Below are 15,564 nucleotides of genomic sequence, written 5' to 3'. Positions count from 1 at the left end.
AAAATACAAGGAATACATGAGATACTCATTATTAGCGTTTTAAACTTAAAATTTTATTTAAAATATAAAAATCAAGCAAAAAAATAAATGAAACAAGTATATAATAATTTTAACCCTTGAACTGAAAGGAATCGTTGCTTTAATGAAAAACAAAAAAACATCTTGGCGCCCTTTTTCAAAAAAAACAAAATCAGGAACCTCAGCTAAAAAAGGTCATGTCCCTTTTAGATTAGACTTCCTATTTTTTATTGTCTTTATTCTTTTTACAGCATTAGTGGTCAGATTATCTTATTTACAAATCAATCAACACGATGAGTTTGTAAAAATTGTCGAGCAAGGTCAAAAGAATATTGTCGAAGAAAATGCCCCACGTGGCTATATATATGATTCAAAAGGAAAAGTGTTAGTTGGTAATAAAGCCAATCAAGCGATTCTCTTTACAAGAAGTACCGGTATGTCAGCTCAAGACATCAAAGAAACTAGTGCTCATATTGCAGAATTAGTAGACGTGAAACCTGAAAAATTATCAGATAGAGATAAAGCTGATTATCTTTTAGCAGATCCAGAAGAATTAAAGAAAGCAGAAGAAAAACTAACTGTTAGTGATAAATTAAACAGCAAGGGTGAGCAGCTTTCACAAGGTCAACTGTATTCAAAAATGACCGAAAAAGTAGATACAGAAAGTATTAATTTTTCGCCAGAAGAAGAAGAAATTGCCACTATCTTTAAAAAGATTAATGGTGGAACAGCTATGCAACCAGTGATGATCAAAAATAAAGATGTCACACCAGAAGAAATAGCTGTGGTTGGAGAAAATGCGGCAACTATCCCAGGACTTTCAGCAGGAATGGATTGGGAACGTGAATATCCAGAAGAAGATCAAATACGCTCAATTCTAGGAACTGTATCGACTGAAAAACAAGGGATTCCAGAAGAAAAAGCAGAAGAATATTTGAAAAAAGGTTATAAAATCAATGACCGTGTTGGTTTAAGTTATTTAGAAGAGTCATATGAAGATGCCTTACGTGGTAAAAAAGGTGAATCAGAAGTAGTGACAGATAAAAATCAAAAGATTGTCTCTAAAAAAGAAACCAAACAAAGCGAAAAAGGTGACAATGTTGTCTTAACTATCGACTTAGAATTCCAAAAACAAGTGGAAGAGATTTTAAAAAATAATTACAATACACTAATTCAAAATGGCAAGGCAGAATATTCTGAAGGTGCTTATGTTGTCGTGACTGAGCCTAAAACAGGTAATATTTTAGCTATGGTAGGTTTGTCTCATGATTTAGAGACAGGTGAATTAAAAGATGATGCTTTAGGAACTTACAATAAAGCTTTCGTTCCAGGGTCATCTATAAAAGCAGCCACTCTTATGGCAGGGTATCAAAACGGCATTATCAATGGTAATGAAACTATGGTGGATGAGCCTTTAGTATTTGATGGTGGTCAAGTTAAATCATCATTATTTAACCAGTACAGTTCAATTCCATTAACAGCTGCTCAGGCTCTAGAAGTATCTTCAAACGTTTATATGATGAAAATAGCAATGGGTATGATGGGAGCAACTTATGTTCCCAACATGAGTTTACCAATTGATACTAGCGTTTTTGAAACATTGCGTAAAACTTATGAGCAATTTGGTTTAGGTGTTTCCACAGGAATTGATTTACCACAAGAAGGAACTGGGATTGTTAATACTCAGTACTACGATAAAGATAAAAACTTAATTCAAGGAACTATGGGTAAAGCCCTCGACTTATCATTTGGTAACTACGATACTTATACACCAATGCAATTAAATCAATATGTTGCAACGGTTGCCAATAGAGGAACAAGAGTGGCGCCACATGTGGTTAAAGGAATTTATGGAAATGATGAAACAGGTGACTTAGGAGAGATGAAAGAAGCAATCAAACCTAAAACATTAAACATGATTGAAGGAATGGATAATGAATTCCAAATTATCCATGACGGTATGGTCCAAGTAGTCAACGGACCAATGGGAACAGGTCATGGCCTTCAAGGCGCAAACTTACCAATTGCTGCTAAAACAGGGACAGCGGAAACTTTTGCGGTGGATAAGAAAACTGAGAAAGTTCAAGAAGTGATTAACAGTACTATTGTTGGATTTGCGCCATATGATGATCCGCAAATTGCTGTGAGTGTTGTTATTCCACAAATTAAAGATGATAATGATGGAGCAAACGTCGCTATCTTACGCCAAGTAGTCAATGCCTATGCAGAATCTCTAAATAAACAATAAGTTATTTAATGACTAAAATTTGTAAAGTAAAACTACTTAACAAAAGCTTGCCAAGATAAAAAAATCATGGTATTATATTTGAGTGTCAAGTAGAACTACTTGAATTAAGAATCTTGGAGGGAAATCACATGCGCGTAAACATTACTTTAGAATGTACTGAATGTAAAGAAAGAAACTATCTTTCAAATAAAAACAAACGTAACAACCCAGATCGTTTAGAAGTTAAAAAATACTGTCCACGTGAGCGTAAAGTTACTTTACACCGTGAAACTAAATAATCTTTGTTGATTAGAAGCTAGAAGCCTTGTATAGTAAGGTTTCTAGCTCTTTTTTTATCTTCTTAATCTGAATTGAATACGCTTTTGAATACGGTTTGATTAAAAATCGACATAATTAGCAAATTTTTGGGCTGTTTCTTCTTGTACTTTCTTAGTGACATGAGTGTAAATATTCATGGTCATAGATATATCAGTATGGCCAAGTCGTTCTTGTACTTCTTTAAAATTTGCTCCACTTTCAAATAAAAGAGAAGCGTGAGTGTGTCTAAATCCATGACAGCCGATAGAATGTAAATTACAAACTTGAGCTATCCGAGTTGAACGCTGGTATATGTCATTTCTAGTGATAAACTGATTGTTTACATTAACAAATATCATCTTGTTATTGTTAAAGCCATTATGTAGTAACAATTTACGTTGTGTTAAATGCCATTTTTTAAGCGTTAGAAGTGTTCTATCATCAAGGGATATTGTTCTATTAGATTTCTTTGTCTTAGTCGTAGACACTACATAACCTTGCTTAGTTTGTGATAAATTCTTACTAATTGTTACAGCTTTATTCTCATAGTCTATATCAGACCAATTAAGAGCAAGAGCTTCACCAACACGAACACCACTAAAAGCCATGAGCCTAAATAATGCTAAGTCAAACTCAGAATAGTAGTGTTGAATGAGTGATCTCTTTTTAGCAACTTTAACTTTTTGTTCTAAGTGACTTAAAAATACTTCTAACTCTTTTAAGTCATAGAATTTAATCTTATCAACTTTTTTCTTTTCCTTTTTAGTTGGTCGGATAACCTTATCAAAAGGACTAGTCTTTAATACCTCAATATGTACTGCATACTCAAATACTTTTCTTGTGTAGCCAATCAATAAGCGATAAGAAGTATATTCCTCTGCCCACTTATTAACTATCTTCTGACAAAACTTCACATCTACTTTTTCCAATCTAATATCACCAAATGCTGGTAATATAACTTGATTAAAGAAACGTTCTGTAGTCATGCTGGTAGATTCTTTAACGGTGTTCTTATAGTTGTCATACCATATTAGATAAACTTCTTTAAAAGTAGTAGCGGATGCCTTCTGTAGTCCGTTACTTTCAAACTCTAATACAAGTTCATTAAGCTTTAATTGAGCTGCTTTCTTACTAGAAAAACCTCTCCTGGTCGTTCTGACCTCTTTTCCGGTTACTTCATCAACTCCTAAGTATGCTTGAAATAACCAAGCCTTAGAACCATCTTTCTTTTGATACTGTTTATATACTGCCATTTTAATTTCTCCTATCTAACCACGGGCGAGTAGTAGAAGGGGAGATGCTTATTCTAAAAACTTTAAACCTAACTCATTAAATAAAGCGGTAGTAACTTTAATTCGATAATTTTCTAATTGATTTTTATCCCTGATATTAACTTTATCTTTTAATAAGTCTATTGGAATTGACTTGATCACTTTAGAATCATAGTGCTCTTCATCTTCATAATTTAGTATAAAGTCTAGTTTTCTTGTAGGAGTCTCATCGCTATATTCATTTTTTAATTCAATTATTTTCTCATAAGCTTCCATCAGTATAGAATATGTTTTATTGACTAATTCATCATTTATACTACCTTCTACTTCTTGAACTGAGATAGCATATCTTTCATCATTGGCATAGTAAGTTTCTCCCCAGTCATATATTTTATAGATATACGGGTCTGTAATATCGAAAACTTGTTGAGCTGTATTTTTAATCAAATTAGTATTTGTTTTCACTTCTTTTTGATATTTATTAACAAATGTACGTTTCATGAATTCATAGTAGTCATCTTCAGCGTCGATATCTTCAATGGATAAGAAACGTTCAAATGATTTATTTTTGCCGATTTGAAAAGAAATTTCTAATTTTTTATTTGCTATGTCAAATAAAAGTTCGTTTAATACGGAATCAGGAAAATATCTAAGAGCTTTACCGACATCAGAATTTTCTGGATAGTCAGTTAAAAGATTACCATAAATATATTTTGCTGTTTGGATACGTAAATGATTATTATTATCAAGAAGATCATCAACCGTAGTATTTCCAAGTTCAGCAATTTTCTTTAAATTTTCTCTATTGGGATTATTTCTACCTTTTTCCCAATTATTTACAGTACCTTTACTTGTTTTTAAAAGTTTTCCGAAATCCTCCATTGTATATCCTTTTTCTAAGCGGATTGATTTAATACGGTCTCCCAAAGAATTTTTCATCTTAAACACCTCTTTGATGTAATAATAAAGCATATTGCATCAAAAGTAAATAAAAGTATTGACAAAGTAAATACAAAGATTTATTATTATGGTATGCAAAAGTAAAGGTGGTGCTGATATTGGATAAAAAAATTAATAAAGTAGCTGGGTATAGAGTTATGGCTGGACTAAATCAAACTGAGATGGGTAAAGTTTTAGGAATTACTAAGCAAAGTTATAGTAATAAAGAACGTGGAGTAAATCAGTTTAACGATTCTGAAAAGACAAAGTTTAAGGAATTTATCAATGATTTTTTCCCAGGAATCAGTATAGATGAAATTTTTTTTAGTTGAAAAGTATGCAAAAGTATTTTATGGTGAGGTGATCTAATGCAAGAGCCATTACAAGTAACGTTAACCAATGAAGAATCGTTCAGAAGTTATCTGTATTCAATCTTTATAGACGAGCTACAGAAGGCTAAAGAGGACGTAGGAGCTAATAAGAAGGTACTTAATACAACTGAAGCTAGTAAAGCGTTGGGTATCAGTCCTACAACATTAAGAGATTATACTGAAAATTATCAAATGCCGCACGGTTCAATTGGAAGTCGAAAATTTTATGATATTGATGTTTGTCGCAAATGGATTACACAACAACAAATAGATTAATACCACGGGCGAGGTAGAAAGATATTTTAAGGAGGTGAGGATATTGCAGAGAATACGTAGATTATGGCTATTACTAGCTATTTACTTGCTAGGAGCATTTACTTACTCAATTAGTATAGAACTACTATTAATTATTGTAGTGCCACTGAGTGTGTTGCTATTGATGAATTGGGATGAAGTCAGTTATCAAAAAAATATCAGAACGAAAGGGAGAAATTAACATGAGTAAAATTATCAATTTAGGAAATGAAGAAAATCCAACGTTTGAAGAATTACAGGAAAGAATTAATTCAGAAAGAAAAGCACTTCAAGAAAGAGCAAATAACAATGCTGAAATATTAAAAGTATTGTTTGATTACCAGTCTAAAGAAGCGAAAGTTGTAAATCACGAAGGTGTAGAAATGATTTTGCCAATCGATAAGTTAGAAATGATTATTAAGGATTTAAACGATTTAAAAGAATGGGTTAAAATGTATGACACGATTGAGGATTTTTTATACCAATAAAGAAAAGAGGAAATTAATATGATCGAATATGACAATTTAAAAGAAGCTTTAAAAGCATTATATGAATTAACTGAAATAAAAGAGTTAGCTACTGGAGAGAACGCAGCAACTTTTGAAGATTTACAAGAAGTTTACCAAGAAATAGTTATTAACGTGATTGATTTATTAGATCATTCGGAGATTTATCTTGATGGCAAATAAAAATACACTACTCAACGATTGCAGTCGTCGCGCAGTGTGGGATAAATAGATTAGAATGCCTATTTATCCCTTATTATAGCATGAATTTTAAATTATATGAAATGGGGAATTTATAATGAAATACAGAAAAAGTCAATTATTAAATGAAATAGAGAATCTTCACTCTGACTACTCACTAGAAGATATCGAGCAAGCTATTACTGAATTAGAAAGTAGTATCAGCAATAATTTTGGTACAGGATTTAGAAATAAGGCAACCAAAAAAGCAGAACAGGATTTAAAGCATCTGTATCCGTTAAAAGAAAGAGCTGTTGAACATGAGAAATTTAAAATGTTTAGCCAACTTAAAAAGAATTTAGAACCTAATGTAGCGATAAGCTTAATGAATAATGTCAAAGATATTGATGATCGATTATTTTTAACTTGTGCTTTATTAATTGGTTATGGTGGCCATAATCTTTTTGAATTAAAAGAGGTGACAGCATGAAACTATTAGAATTTAAAGACAATCATAATAACAACGTCACTATTCCATTGCTAAAGTCATTCTTTAAAAGTGTTTCTTATCCTTTGGCTGATGAATTGCCTTCAGCGCAATTAATTACTAATGACAATAAAATTATTCATGTACCTGGTACAGATTTTAGGTTATCAACTTATGGAGGTGCTGCTATTGACTAAAAAGGAATTATCAGTAATCGAAACATCTATTTTAGAGCTTATCCCTAGGGGAGAAAGTAAAAAGATTTCTTTAAAGAAAATAACCGATTCAATAGGAATTGATGAAAGAAGTGTTCAAGCTGTTATAAGCAGATTAATCATTATCTACGGTGTTCCTATATGTGCTTCAAGGGGATTAAATTCCGATAATGGGTTCTATATTCCTATTACAGAAAAAGAGCGTATAGAAGGGTTGCAGAGCATTAAAATGCAAACTATTAATATGACACAAAGAATAAAAAGCGTTGAATCCGCCAATCTAATTACCTGGAATGAGGGATTGATATATAACCACCAAGAGAAATTGGAGGTTTAACATGTCAGATAATAAAAAATATTACTATCTAAAATTAAAAGATAATTTCTTTGATGACGAAGCGATGATCTTACTTGAAAGTATGCCAGATGGATATAAATATAGTGCTATTTTATTAAAAATGTACCTTAGAAGTTTAAAGTATGATGGCAAACTTATGTTTAATGACGTGATTCCTTACACATCGAGTGTACTTGCTAAAATATTAAGGCATACACAAGATGATGTCGAGGGAGCAATTAAGACGTTTCAAAGTCTAGGGCTTGTGGAAGTTCTAGAAACTGGTGAAATCTATATGTTAGATATTCAAAATTTTATTGGTGCATCATCAACGGAAGCTGACAGAATAAGAGAATATCGTAGTAAGATTGCTGCAGAAAAAGAAAACGTACAAATGTCACAACAAAAGTCATTTGTTAAACCTATGAAAAATTATGTGGTAACTTCTGAATTCGGTTGGAGAGAATCTCCAATGGGCGGAGGTATGGAGTTCCACAATGCTATTGATTTAGCTAATGGTGGTAGTTCGCCTATCTACGCTAGCGGTAGAGGTAAAGTTGTAACTGCGGGAGCTAACTTCTTTGGTTGGTACGGTAATTATGTCGTTATAGAACACCCAGACGGTTTATATACTGGATATGCCCACTTATCTCAAATAGATGTTGTTGTAGGTCAAGAAGTTAATCAAGGTCAACAAATAGGATTAGAAGGGGCGACAGGACCTGTTACTGGTCCGCATTTACATTTTCAGTTTATGAAAAATTATTCACCGACTAATGGTTGGCCGACTGGTGGAGATGCTGATTTTATTAATCCGCGTGAAAAAGTAAAACTTTAGAAATGAGTTGAATTTAGTAAATATGTGTATATGAAAAGGAGGGATACTATGACAGAAGTACTTAACCAAAGGCAAGAGAAATTTTTAAGAGCTTTATTTGAAACAGATACGATTGAAAAAGCATGCGAATTAGCTGGAATTAATAAAAATACTGGATTCCGATACATGAAAGACGAATTATTTATTAAGGAATATAGAGCCGTTAGACGTGAGTCAATGCAACAAGTGACTAGTAAGCTACAAAAAGCTTCTGATGAAGCCGTAGAGGTACTAAAAGACGTTATGCACGATAAAGAAAACTCAACGCCTAGTTCACGAGTTCAGGCAGCTAAAAATATTTTAGATGTGGCATATCGTTCGATTGATTTAGATGATTTACAAGAACAAATGGAAATACTAAAAGTCGTAGTAGATAAAAACAATGTCTAATATTAGAGCAATGCGAAAACAAGTTGAGAGAATGATTCAACAACAGCAACCAGTTAAAGCAAAAGATTTAATCGTATTTGTAGGTAGTAAAGAAGTTATAGTAAATGGCGAATGGTTAACCTATCAGGAGTTCAAGAAACGCTATTCAGAATACATCAGTGATGATTGGGAAGTTAATATCATTGGTTGGAATAAACATGTTAAGTTTCCTAGTCATTGGCATGTCATTGTATTTTTAGATGATACGATGATTGAGGGATAAAATGTTGGCAATTGTGGGCATTATGAATCATATAAGTGTTGAAATATCGGAGTTTGTAGGTATAGAGGTCCAAAAGGAGTGAATAAAATGACTGAAGAAATAATTAAATTAACGGCAGAAGTTACTGGTATAGACGAAGCGACTAAACAGGCAGAAAGATTAGTAGAGATATTAGAAGAAGCCAAAACGTTGGCAGACGAATTGGCTCAAATTAAATTTGAATTAAAAAGCTAGACACTACCTTTAAATTCAATAGTTGTCTTACATTGTGGACAAACATTTTTACCAATTTTGATTACTATTTTTTTACCACACTTTGGACAAGTGTTATCAACTCCCTTTTTAAAAGCTTGGTTGGTTTGTTTACGAATTGATTTCTCAATGTCCTTTGAAGAAAAATTAACTTTGATTCCCATATTTTCACCACCTTGTCAGTTATTTCAGCAGACCACTTGCTGATAAGGATAGTATATCAATAAATAATAATAATTATATTAAAAGAAAGTAGGAAAAAGAATGACACAAGAAAACGTATATAAAGAAGCGTATAACGCTATTAGAGAAATGGCTAAAGAAGGTATGGAAGGCGATGGACGTATTAAGTCATATTTTGATGAAATGGACGAGATTATCCAAAAAGCAGAAACACTTGAGAAATCAGATAAAGCTGAAAATCAAGAAGAACATCCATTATCAAGAGGTGCAGAAATTGCTATGAAGCATAATGAACTATATAAAAAACCAGTATTTGACGAGTGGGATTAATAGGAGGTAGGATATGAAGAAAATTGAAAAAGAGCTTAACGATAATCTAAAAGTATTGGATGTTGAATTTGATCGTATCAATAAGCTACGCGCTGAATCAAATAAGATTAATGATAAAGTGGATGAACTTAACAAAAAAATGCGAGAATCTCCTTCTTACACACTAACAGAGCAACTAGGTAACTTAACAAGTGGACGTGAATCGTTTGACTGTAGTCTGAGACAACATGAAGCAGAGTTTGAGAGACTTGTAAGGAGTAAGTATAAAAAAATCAAACATTTGGCTGATAATTATATTAATTCTTCGTATAAGAATGTTGAAGAAATTGAAGCGGCCGAAAGTAAAATGAGAAAATTACAGAATGAATTACTTGAAACCAATAAGGAATTAGAAGAATTAGTTGAAAAGCATTGGACTGAAGCTACTGATGTCATTAGCGCAACGAATATAGATCGTTATGCTGATATTATTAATACTGGTTACATAAATCCTGCTTGGTGGGTACCTAGCCCGGGGATGGGTTATCAGTTGAAGAAAGAGTTAGAAAAAGAAATTAAACACCAAGAAGAATAACTAGAAGCTCACTTTAATTAGTGGGCTTTTTATATTAACTAGTTCGAAATTTTCGACTTGTTTTTTTAATGAGGTAAGCACACCTTACTTGGTTAGGGGGATCTGGATAATCGACAAGGGTCGTAATAATACGAGTCGATATTCTCCACTTGTGGCGAAAACCTAGAGTAAGAATTGTTTACTCCAGGTATTTAATCACTTAGACTATTTTGAAAGGTTTAGAAGATGTTTGTATGTAGTTACTATTTTATAAATTTTATCTAAGAATAGTATACTTTAATTAACATCCTTTTTTGGTATACTAATGAAAAAGGAGTAGATTAATAGTTATGAAATTTGAAGATTATAAATTGATGACACCTAAAGAACCTGTAGATGAAAAAAATTTTGATGTAAATAAATGGAAAAATGAAAATCCAGTAGATTATTTAAAAGTTATTCATATAATAGACAGAGCTCCGAATTTAGGTAAAAAAATTGCTTTCGATGTAGTTTATCGAGCACTACGTTTGTATGTACCGAATACACTATATAAATATTATTCTTTAACAAGTGATGAAAAAATGAATAAAAAAAAATTAGAGACATTAGCTTCTGAACAGATATACCTTAGTGACGCAAAGAGTTTGAATGATCCATTTGAGCTTAAAGCTTTTTTTTATGATAATAAAAGGTTAAGTCATTATGAATTTTTAAAGAAGTATGATGGCAAATTAATAGATGATTTTTCTACATTTGGACTTGTAACTTCTTTAACTGAAAACGAAGTAAACTCAATGCCTATGTGGGCACACTATTCTAACAATCATGAAGGATATTGTATTTCGTATGATATGACTCACGAACAAAATCTAAGCCTTACTTCTTGTACCTTCCCTGTTCAATATACAGATGAAAGGATTGATATAACAAGCCTGATGATTAAAGAAGTTGAGGGAATACTTGAAGCCATGAAATCTGCAGAAAAAAATGGGAAAAGGAAAGTATCATTGGCAGATTCATCTTTAGTAATATTATCCAGTTTTTTTTCCAATATAAAGCATTCTTCATGGAGCTATGAAAAAGAATTTAGATGTTGTGTAGGAAGTTACGGGAGAGAATTACCTTTTGTAGAAGCTATCCCTAAGGAGATTTTTATCGGTATGAATTGTTCTTCAGATAATAAAACAAAGTTGATTTCAATTGGAAGAAAATTAAATATACCGATTTTTCAAATGGTTTTTGATGAATTAGCTCCAAACTTTAATTTAGTTCCTAGTTTGTTGTCCTAATTGAGAAAGGAAGGATTGATTTGGTTCAGAATTTATCATTAGTATCTCTAGATGATCTACTTTGCTTTGTGGCAAAGCAATCAATAAAAAATGAAGTGTGGAATTCTAAACAGGCGGCTGATTATCTTGGATGTAGTGTAGCTCAAATAAAAAAACAAGCTGCTGAAGGGAAAATACCAGGAGTTAAGTTGGGGATTGAATGGCGTTTTAGTTCTATTGCGTTATTTGAATTTGTTTATGGCAAAGAGATAATCAAAACAATCAATAAATAAAAAAATTAAAAATATAATAAGTAAAAATTCGCCCGTGGTAATGAAGATTTTTGAATACGTGATTGAATGCGGTTAGGTTGTTAACTATGTTTAATATTGATTGAGATTCCTATTAAAATATGTTTATATAATAGTAGGAAATAGTTAACGGTGTTCTATGATTACTAAAATTCGACACACCGTGAAACTAAATAATCTTTGTTGATTAGAAGCTATATTCCTTTGGGATATAGCTTTTTTTATAAGGAGAAATGAATATGAATACTGAATTAATCAATCGAGTTTTTAAAGTGGCAGAAACAGAACCAAAATCAGTAGAGCATTTACTGTTAAAATTAATGGAAGAAGTTGGGGAAGCTTCACAAGCTTATTTATCAACTAGTCAGGCATCAGGGAGTAGCTACAAAGAATTATCACAACAAGATTTTCAAGAAGAGTTAGTCGACAGCTTGTTAGTGGTCCTGACTTTGATTAAACGAAGTGGTATTTCAGAAGCTGATTTAGAAGCATTAATGAATAAAAAAATGGATAAATGGGAAGCCAAACAAGCAAAGTAATAAACAATTTAGTGTTTCCAACAAAAAAGTGTGTCATAAGTAATCAAAACTTATGACACACTTTCTTTATATTCAATAGGAAACAAATCTATTTTTTTGGATAATTCTTTTTCATCAACGATAGTACAGTTAAAGGAAGTCCTAACACAACATAGCCGATAACAGTCATAGTAATAATAGCTAGAGCATGGTTTTGGATATTAAGTCCTGTAACAACGCCATATGAGATACTAATAGATAAGGCGTAAAAAATAAATAATTGAAAAAAACGTTTAAAGGTCATTCAAACTAACTCCTTTTTATGTATTTCTGATATTGATTATAACAAAGGACTTTGTGAAAGCAACAAAAGAATAAGTAGTTATAGGATAATGATTGGTTTTCTACTCATAAATTAGTATAATAGTACTGTTATTATTTAACGAGGAGGAGTTCTTCATGAAAGCAACAATCAGAAAAGAAACCTTAGCTTCATTAAAAGAGCTTAGTCAAAAGGAACAAGAAAAAAAGTTGTTAGAGGATAAAATCTTAGCTGACTTATTTCAGAGTTCTTTATGGTTAGAAAGCAGTGTTATTGCAACGACTCTTTCAATGCCTATTGAGTTTAATACAGAGAAGTTAATAGAGAAGGCTTTAGAAGAAAGCAAAACCATAGGCGTTCCTAAAACATTTGGTAAAGGACAAATGGCATTTTTTAATTATAAGACAGGCGATGAGCTTGAAAGAACTACTTTTGGTGTACTAGAGCCTGTTAAAGAGGAGCTAATTACTAAAGACAAGATAGATTTATTAATTGTTCCTGGAGTTGCTTTTAATGATTCAGGTTTTCGAGTTGGTTTTGGTGGAGGATTTTATGATCGTTATTTAGCTGATTATCGTGGGAAAACATGTAGCCTAGTGTTTCCACAGCAATTAAATAATGAGTTTGATCCAGAGAGTCATGATTTAGCTGTGGCTAAAATTTTTACAATTTAAAGAATAGAGGGGATAGAATGAGTCAAATCTCAAGAAAATGGAATCAAATTAATCGATCTCCTTATTTCACTTATTTGTTTTTAGGGATACAAGTGATTGTCTTTGTTATGATGGAGCTTTCAGGTAGAAAGTTTGGCCTTTTAAATGGGTCTCAAAATTCATCTGTTTTATTTTATTTTGGTGCTATGTCACCAGAAGCCATTATTATGAATCATGAATATTGGCGTTTTGTAACACCTATTTTTATTCATATAGGATTAACTCACTTAGCAATTAATTCCTTTAGTTTGTATTTTGCTGGTCGTTTATTAGAACCGATTATTGGGCATTTTAGATTTTTTGTTCTTTATATGGTTAGCGGTATTATGGGGAATGTTCTTAGTTTTGCTTTTGGTTCTCCGTATGGCTTATCAGCAGGAGCGAGTACATCGTTATTTGGTTTATTTGCAGCTTTTATTATTTTAGGAAAAATGTTTCCTTATCAGCCAATGATTCGTCAAATGTCACAAAATATGACGCTTTTAATTATTCTAAACTTAGTGATGAATTTATTTGATTCAGGAGTTGATATTTTAGGACATTTAGGAGGAGCTATTGGAGGGATTCTATTGATGATTGTTTTAGGAGTTCCTAATAAAAACTTAAATGTTAAGTTTAATCCACATCAAAGAATTGCTATGGGAATTTTCACCGTATTTTTATTAGGTTTTTGTGTTGTTTATGGTTTAAGTAGATTTTAATTAATTAAAAGAGATAAAAATGAAAAAGGCTCTATTATTTTATTTTTGTTATCTGTATAATGATAGAGGAGCGTTTCTATGAGGACGATGTATGATGTGCAACAGTTATTAAAAAAATTTGGAACTTTTATTTATTTAGGTAATCGATTGTATGATATTGAATTTATGATGATTGAAGTTCGCGAGCTATTTGATGCTGGTGTCATTGAAAGACAGGTCTTTCTAAATGCTATGGTAGTACTAAAAAAAGAGCATCGAGAAGAATTAGAATATCAGGAGGGTCTAAATTGAGCAAGAAATTAATTGGTATTGATTTAGGGGGAACAACGGCAAAATTTGCCATTCTAACAGAAGCAGGTGACATTCAACAAAAATGGAGTATTGAAACAAATATTAGTGACGAAGGATCACATATTGTTCCAGATATTATTGCTTCAATTCAACATAAACTTGAATTATTTAATATGACTTCAGAAGATTTTATTGGTATTGGAATGGGAACACCAGGAACAGTTAACCGTGAAAATGGAACCGTTATTGGAGCGTATAACTTAAACTGGAAAATATTACAAGAGATTAAAAAACCAATTGAAGCAGCATTAAATATTCCATTTACTTTAGATAATGATGCAAACGTTGCAGCATTAGGCGAGAGATGGAAAGGTGCTGGAGAAAACTCTGCAGATGTGACTTTCATTACACTAGGAACTGGTGTTGGTGGAGGGATTATTGCTGAGGGTAATCTAATTCATGGTGTTAATGGTGCTGGTGGAGAAATTGGGCATATTACAGTTGAACCACAAGGGTTTGATTGTACATGTGGTAAAAAGGGCTGTTTAGAAACAGTGGCAAGTGCTACTGGAGTTGTCCGTTTAGCTAGAACGATGTCTGAAGAGTTTTCAGGCGATTCTTCACTTAAATATAAAATTGATGACGGGCAAGAAGTTACGAGTAAAGATGTTTTTGATGCAGCTAAAGCAGGAGATGACTTTGCTTTAATCGTTGTTGATAAAGTATGTTTCTATTTAGGATTAGCTTGTGGTAATATTGGTAATCTTTTAAACCCAAGTGATATTGTTATTGGTGGTGGCGTTTCAGCTGCTGGTGATTTCTTATTAGAACGTATTCAAACATATTTTGAAACATTTACTTTCCCTCAAGTAAGAGAAAGTACTAAAATTAAATTAGCTTTATTAGGTAATGAAGCTGGTGTAATTGGTGCAGCAAGCTTAGCTCGCGAATTAAGTAAATAGATTAGATGATTGAAAGAGGTATTAAATTATGGGTTTTTTAATGACACTAAGTATTTTTATTTTAACAATTGGAGTTCTTTACGGACTTAACAAATTGTATTTATTCTTACTTAGAAAAAGTGCGGCTGAGATTGCGACTCAAGAAGAGTTTCAAGAAAACATGCGCAGTGCTCAAGTAATTGATGTACGTGAAAAAGAAGATTATAACCGTGGACACATTTTAGGTGCTAGAAGTGTTCCTTACACTATTTCTAAAGCTCATAAAGAGTATTTAACAGCAATTCGTAAAGATAAACCAATTTATCTTTATGATAACAAACAAACAATGGCTATTTACATGGCTCGTATGTTGAAAAAAGAAGGTTTCACTAATATCTACATCTTAAAAGAAGGATATAGTGGCTGGACAGGAAAAACGAAGAAAAAATAATAAAAAAGAAGTTATCCAAGATAAACGGATAACTT

The 15,564-nt window shown here is 32.1% G+C and carries 28 protein-coding genes; 24 read left to right on the top strand and 4 right to left on the bottom strand.

What is annotated here, in order from left to right; translation table 11 throughout:
* Positions 1 to 142: 142 nt before the first annotated feature.
* Positions 143 to 2,266: a penicillin-binding transpeptidase domain-containing protein gene (locus tag ACODH8_RS00665; RefSeq protein WP_332464922.1), complete on the top strand. Its 2,124-nt coding sequence runs from the start codon at positions 143 to 145 to the stop codon at positions 2,264 to 2,266.
* 128 nt (positions 2,267 to 2,394) lie between these two features.
* Positions 2,395 to 2,544, top strand: coding sequence for a 50S ribosomal protein L33 (rpmG, locus tag ACODH8_RS00660; protein ID WP_077275288.1), 150 nt, complete (start codon positions 2,395 to 2,397; stop codon positions 2,542 to 2,544).
* Positions 2,545 to 2,643: 99 nt separating this feature from the next.
* Here the strand turns inward: rpmG and ACODH8_RS00655 are convergent, their stop codons facing one another.
* Both ACODH8_RS00655 and ACODH8_RS00650 read right to left on the bottom strand, forming a co-directional pair.
* A complete protein-coding gene (locus ACODH8_RS00655) occupies positions 2,644 to 3,816 on the bottom strand; it encodes a tyrosine-type recombinase/integrase (RefSeq protein WP_420517432.1) in 1,173 nt (390 codons plus the stop codon).
* 48 nt (positions 3,817 to 3,864) lie between these two features.
* On the bottom strand, positions 3,865 to 4,773 hold the full coding sequence (locus tag ACODH8_RS00650) for a helix-turn-helix domain-containing protein (RefSeq protein WP_420517430.1): 909 nt from the start codon (positions 4,771 to 4,773) through the stop codon (positions 3,865 to 3,867).
* Between the two features lie 119 nt (positions 4,774 to 4,892).
* Here ACODH8_RS00650 and ACODH8_RS00645 point away from each other — a divergent pair, with 119 nt between their 5' ends.
* The 12 genes from ACODH8_RS00645 (at position 4,893) to ACODH8_RS00590 (ending at position 8,926) form a co-directional block, all read left to right on the top strand.
* A complete protein-coding gene (locus tag ACODH8_RS00645) occupies positions 4,893 to 5,105 on the top strand; it encodes a helix-turn-helix transcriptional regulator (protein WP_420517428.1) in 213 nt (70 codons plus the stop codon).
* Positions 5,106 to 5,141: 36 nt separating this feature from the next.
* Positions 5,142 to 5,420, top strand: a complete 279-nt coding sequence (locus ACODH8_RS00640; RefSeq protein ID WP_420517426.1) for a hypothetical protein — start codon at positions 5,142 to 5,144, stop codon at positions 5,418 to 5,420.
* Between the two features lie 43 nt (positions 5,421 to 5,463).
* Positions 5,464 to 5,640, top strand: coding sequence for a hypothetical protein (locus tag ACODH8_RS00635; RefSeq protein WP_420517424.1), 177 nt, complete (start codon positions 5,464 to 5,466; stop codon positions 5,638 to 5,640).
* Position 5,641: 1 nt separating this feature from the next.
* Entirely contained in the window at positions 5,642 to 5,926 is a 285-nt protein-coding gene (locus tag ACODH8_RS00630) for a hypothetical protein (RefSeq protein ID WP_420517422.1), read from the top strand.
* A gap of 18 nt (positions 5,927 to 5,944) precedes the next feature.
* A complete protein-coding gene (locus ACODH8_RS00625; protein ID WP_420517420.1) occupies positions 5,945 to 6,127 on the top strand; it encodes a hypothetical protein in 183 nt (60 codons plus the stop codon).
* Positions 6,128 to 6,242: 115 nt separating this feature from the next.
* Positions 6,243 to 6,614 (top strand): hypothetical protein, encoded by a 372-nt coding sequence (locus tag ACODH8_RS00620; RefSeq protein ID WP_420517418.1) that lies wholly within the window; start codon positions 6,243 to 6,245, stop codon positions 6,612 to 6,614.
* A complete protein-coding gene (locus ACODH8_RS00615; protein WP_420517416.1) occupies positions 6,611 to 6,808 on the top strand; it encodes a hypothetical protein in 198 nt (65 codons plus the stop codon). The genes ACODH8_RS00620 and ACODH8_RS00615 overlap by 4 nt, the downstream gene beginning before the upstream one ends.
* Positions 6,801 to 7,163 (top strand): hypothetical protein, encoded by a 363-nt coding sequence (locus tag ACODH8_RS00610; RefSeq protein WP_420517414.1) that lies wholly within the window; start codon positions 6,801 to 6,803, stop codon positions 7,161 to 7,163. Before ACODH8_RS00615 ends, ACODH8_RS00610 begins: the two co-directional genes overlap by 8 nt.
* 1 nt (position 7,164) lies before the next feature.
* The gene (locus ACODH8_RS00605; protein WP_420517412.1) at positions 7,165 to 8,001 is read left to right on the top strand and encodes a phage replisome organizer N-terminal domain-containing protein; all 837 of its coding nucleotides are present in this window, start codon (positions 7,165 to 7,167) and stop codon (positions 7,999 to 8,001) included.
* Positions 8,002 to 8,049: 48 nt separating this feature from the next.
* Positions 8,050 to 8,430 (top strand): phage replication protein, encoded by a 381-nt coding sequence (locus ACODH8_RS00600; protein ID WP_420517411.1) that lies wholly within the window; start codon positions 8,050 to 8,052, stop codon positions 8,428 to 8,430.
* Complete coding sequence (locus tag ACODH8_RS00595; protein ID WP_420517409.1) at positions 8,423 to 8,692, top strand: hypothetical protein; 270 nt, start codon at positions 8,423 to 8,425, stop codon at positions 8,690 to 8,692. The genes ACODH8_RS00600 and ACODH8_RS00595 overlap by 8 nt, the downstream gene beginning before the upstream one ends.
* An 87-nt stretch (positions 8,693 to 8,779) precedes the next feature.
* On the top strand, positions 8,780 to 8,926 hold the full coding sequence (locus tag ACODH8_RS00590) for a hypothetical protein (RefSeq protein ID WP_420517407.1): 147 nt from the start codon (positions 8,780 to 8,782) through the stop codon (positions 8,924 to 8,926).
* Here ACODH8_RS00590 and ACODH8_RS00585 read toward each other — a convergent pair.
* Positions 8,923 to 9,108, bottom strand: coding sequence for a hypothetical protein (locus ACODH8_RS00585; protein WP_420517405.1), 186 nt, complete (start codon positions 9,106 to 9,108; stop codon positions 8,923 to 8,925). The two genes, ACODH8_RS00590 and ACODH8_RS00585, sit on opposite strands and share 4 nt — an antisense overlap.
* A gap of 100 nt (positions 9,109 to 9,208) precedes the next feature.
* Here ACODH8_RS00585 and ACODH8_RS00580 point away from each other — a divergent pair, with 100 nt between their 5' ends.
* From ACODH8_RS00580 to ACODH8_RS00560, 5 genes are all read left to right on the top strand, one after another.
* The gene (locus ACODH8_RS00580; RefSeq protein ID WP_420517403.1) at positions 9,209 to 9,457 is read left to right on the top strand and encodes a hypothetical protein; all 249 of its coding nucleotides are present in this window, start codon (positions 9,209 to 9,211) and stop codon (positions 9,455 to 9,457) included.
* 13 nt (positions 9,458 to 9,470) lie between these two features.
* Positions 9,471 to 10,031, top strand: a complete 561-nt coding sequence (locus ACODH8_RS00575) for a hypothetical protein (RefSeq protein WP_420517401.1) — start codon at positions 9,471 to 9,473, stop codon at positions 10,029 to 10,031.
* A 329-nt stretch (positions 10,032 to 10,360) separates the two neighbouring features.
* Positions 10,361 to 11,302 (top strand): DUF2971 domain-containing protein, encoded by a 942-nt coding sequence (locus ACODH8_RS00570; protein WP_420517399.1) that lies wholly within the window; start codon positions 10,361 to 10,363, stop codon positions 11,300 to 11,302.
* 20 nt (positions 11,303 to 11,322) lie between these two features.
* On the top strand, positions 11,323 to 11,574 hold the full coding sequence (locus ACODH8_RS00565; RefSeq protein ID WP_420517397.1) for a helix-turn-helix domain-containing protein: 252 nt from the start codon (positions 11,323 to 11,325) through the stop codon (positions 11,572 to 11,574).
* A gap of 257 nt (positions 11,575 to 11,831) precedes the next feature.
* Positions 11,832 to 12,131: a hypothetical protein gene (locus tag ACODH8_RS00560; protein ID WP_332464921.1), complete on the top strand. Its 300-nt coding sequence runs from the start codon at positions 11,832 to 11,834 to the stop codon at positions 12,129 to 12,131.
* 88 nt (positions 12,132 to 12,219) lie between these two features.
* On the opposite strand, the gene ACODH8_RS00555 is transcribed toward ACODH8_RS00560, so the two are convergent.
* Positions 12,220 to 12,414: a hypothetical protein gene (locus ACODH8_RS00555; protein ID WP_332464920.1), complete on the bottom strand. Its 195-nt coding sequence runs from the start codon at positions 12,412 to 12,414 to the stop codon at positions 12,220 to 12,222.
* A gap of 155 nt (positions 12,415 to 12,569) precedes the next feature.
* Between ACODH8_RS00555 and ACODH8_RS00550 the strand changes: the two genes are divergently transcribed.
* From ACODH8_RS00550 to ACODH8_RS00530, 5 genes are all read left to right on the top strand, one after another.
* The gene (locus ACODH8_RS00550) at positions 12,570 to 13,106 is read left to right on the top strand and encodes a 5-formyltetrahydrofolate cyclo-ligase (protein ID WP_332464919.1); all 537 of its coding nucleotides are present in this window, start codon (positions 12,570 to 12,572) and stop codon (positions 13,104 to 13,106) included.
* A 17-nt stretch (positions 13,107 to 13,123) separates the two neighbouring features.
* Entirely contained in the window at positions 13,124 to 13,846 is a 723-nt protein-coding gene (locus ACODH8_RS00545; protein WP_332464918.1) for a rhomboid family intramembrane serine protease, read from the top strand.
* 78 nt (positions 13,847 to 13,924) lie between these two features.
* A complete protein-coding gene (locus ACODH8_RS00540; RefSeq protein WP_332464917.1) occupies positions 13,925 to 14,137 on the top strand; it encodes a YqgQ family protein in 213 nt (70 codons plus the stop codon).
* Positions 14,134 to 15,099, top strand: a complete 966-nt coding sequence (locus tag ACODH8_RS00535; protein WP_332464916.1) for an ROK family glucokinase — start codon at positions 14,134 to 14,136, stop codon at positions 15,097 to 15,099. The genes ACODH8_RS00540 and ACODH8_RS00535 overlap by 4 nt, the downstream gene beginning before the upstream one ends.
* A gap of 28 nt (positions 15,100 to 15,127) precedes the next feature.
* A complete protein-coding gene (locus tag ACODH8_RS00530; protein WP_332464915.1) occupies positions 15,128 to 15,529 on the top strand; it encodes a rhodanese-like domain-containing protein in 402 nt (133 codons plus the stop codon).
* Positions 15,530 to 15,564: the final 35 nt, after the last annotated feature.

The organism is Vagococcus fluvialis (assembly GCF_048815235.1).
In the GTDB taxonomy this organism is placed as follows: Bacteria; Bacillota; Bacilli; order Lactobacillales; family Vagococcaceae; genus Vagococcus.
Note: the sequence above shows the minus strand (reverse complement) of the source record. Positions and strands in the feature narration are given on the sequence as shown.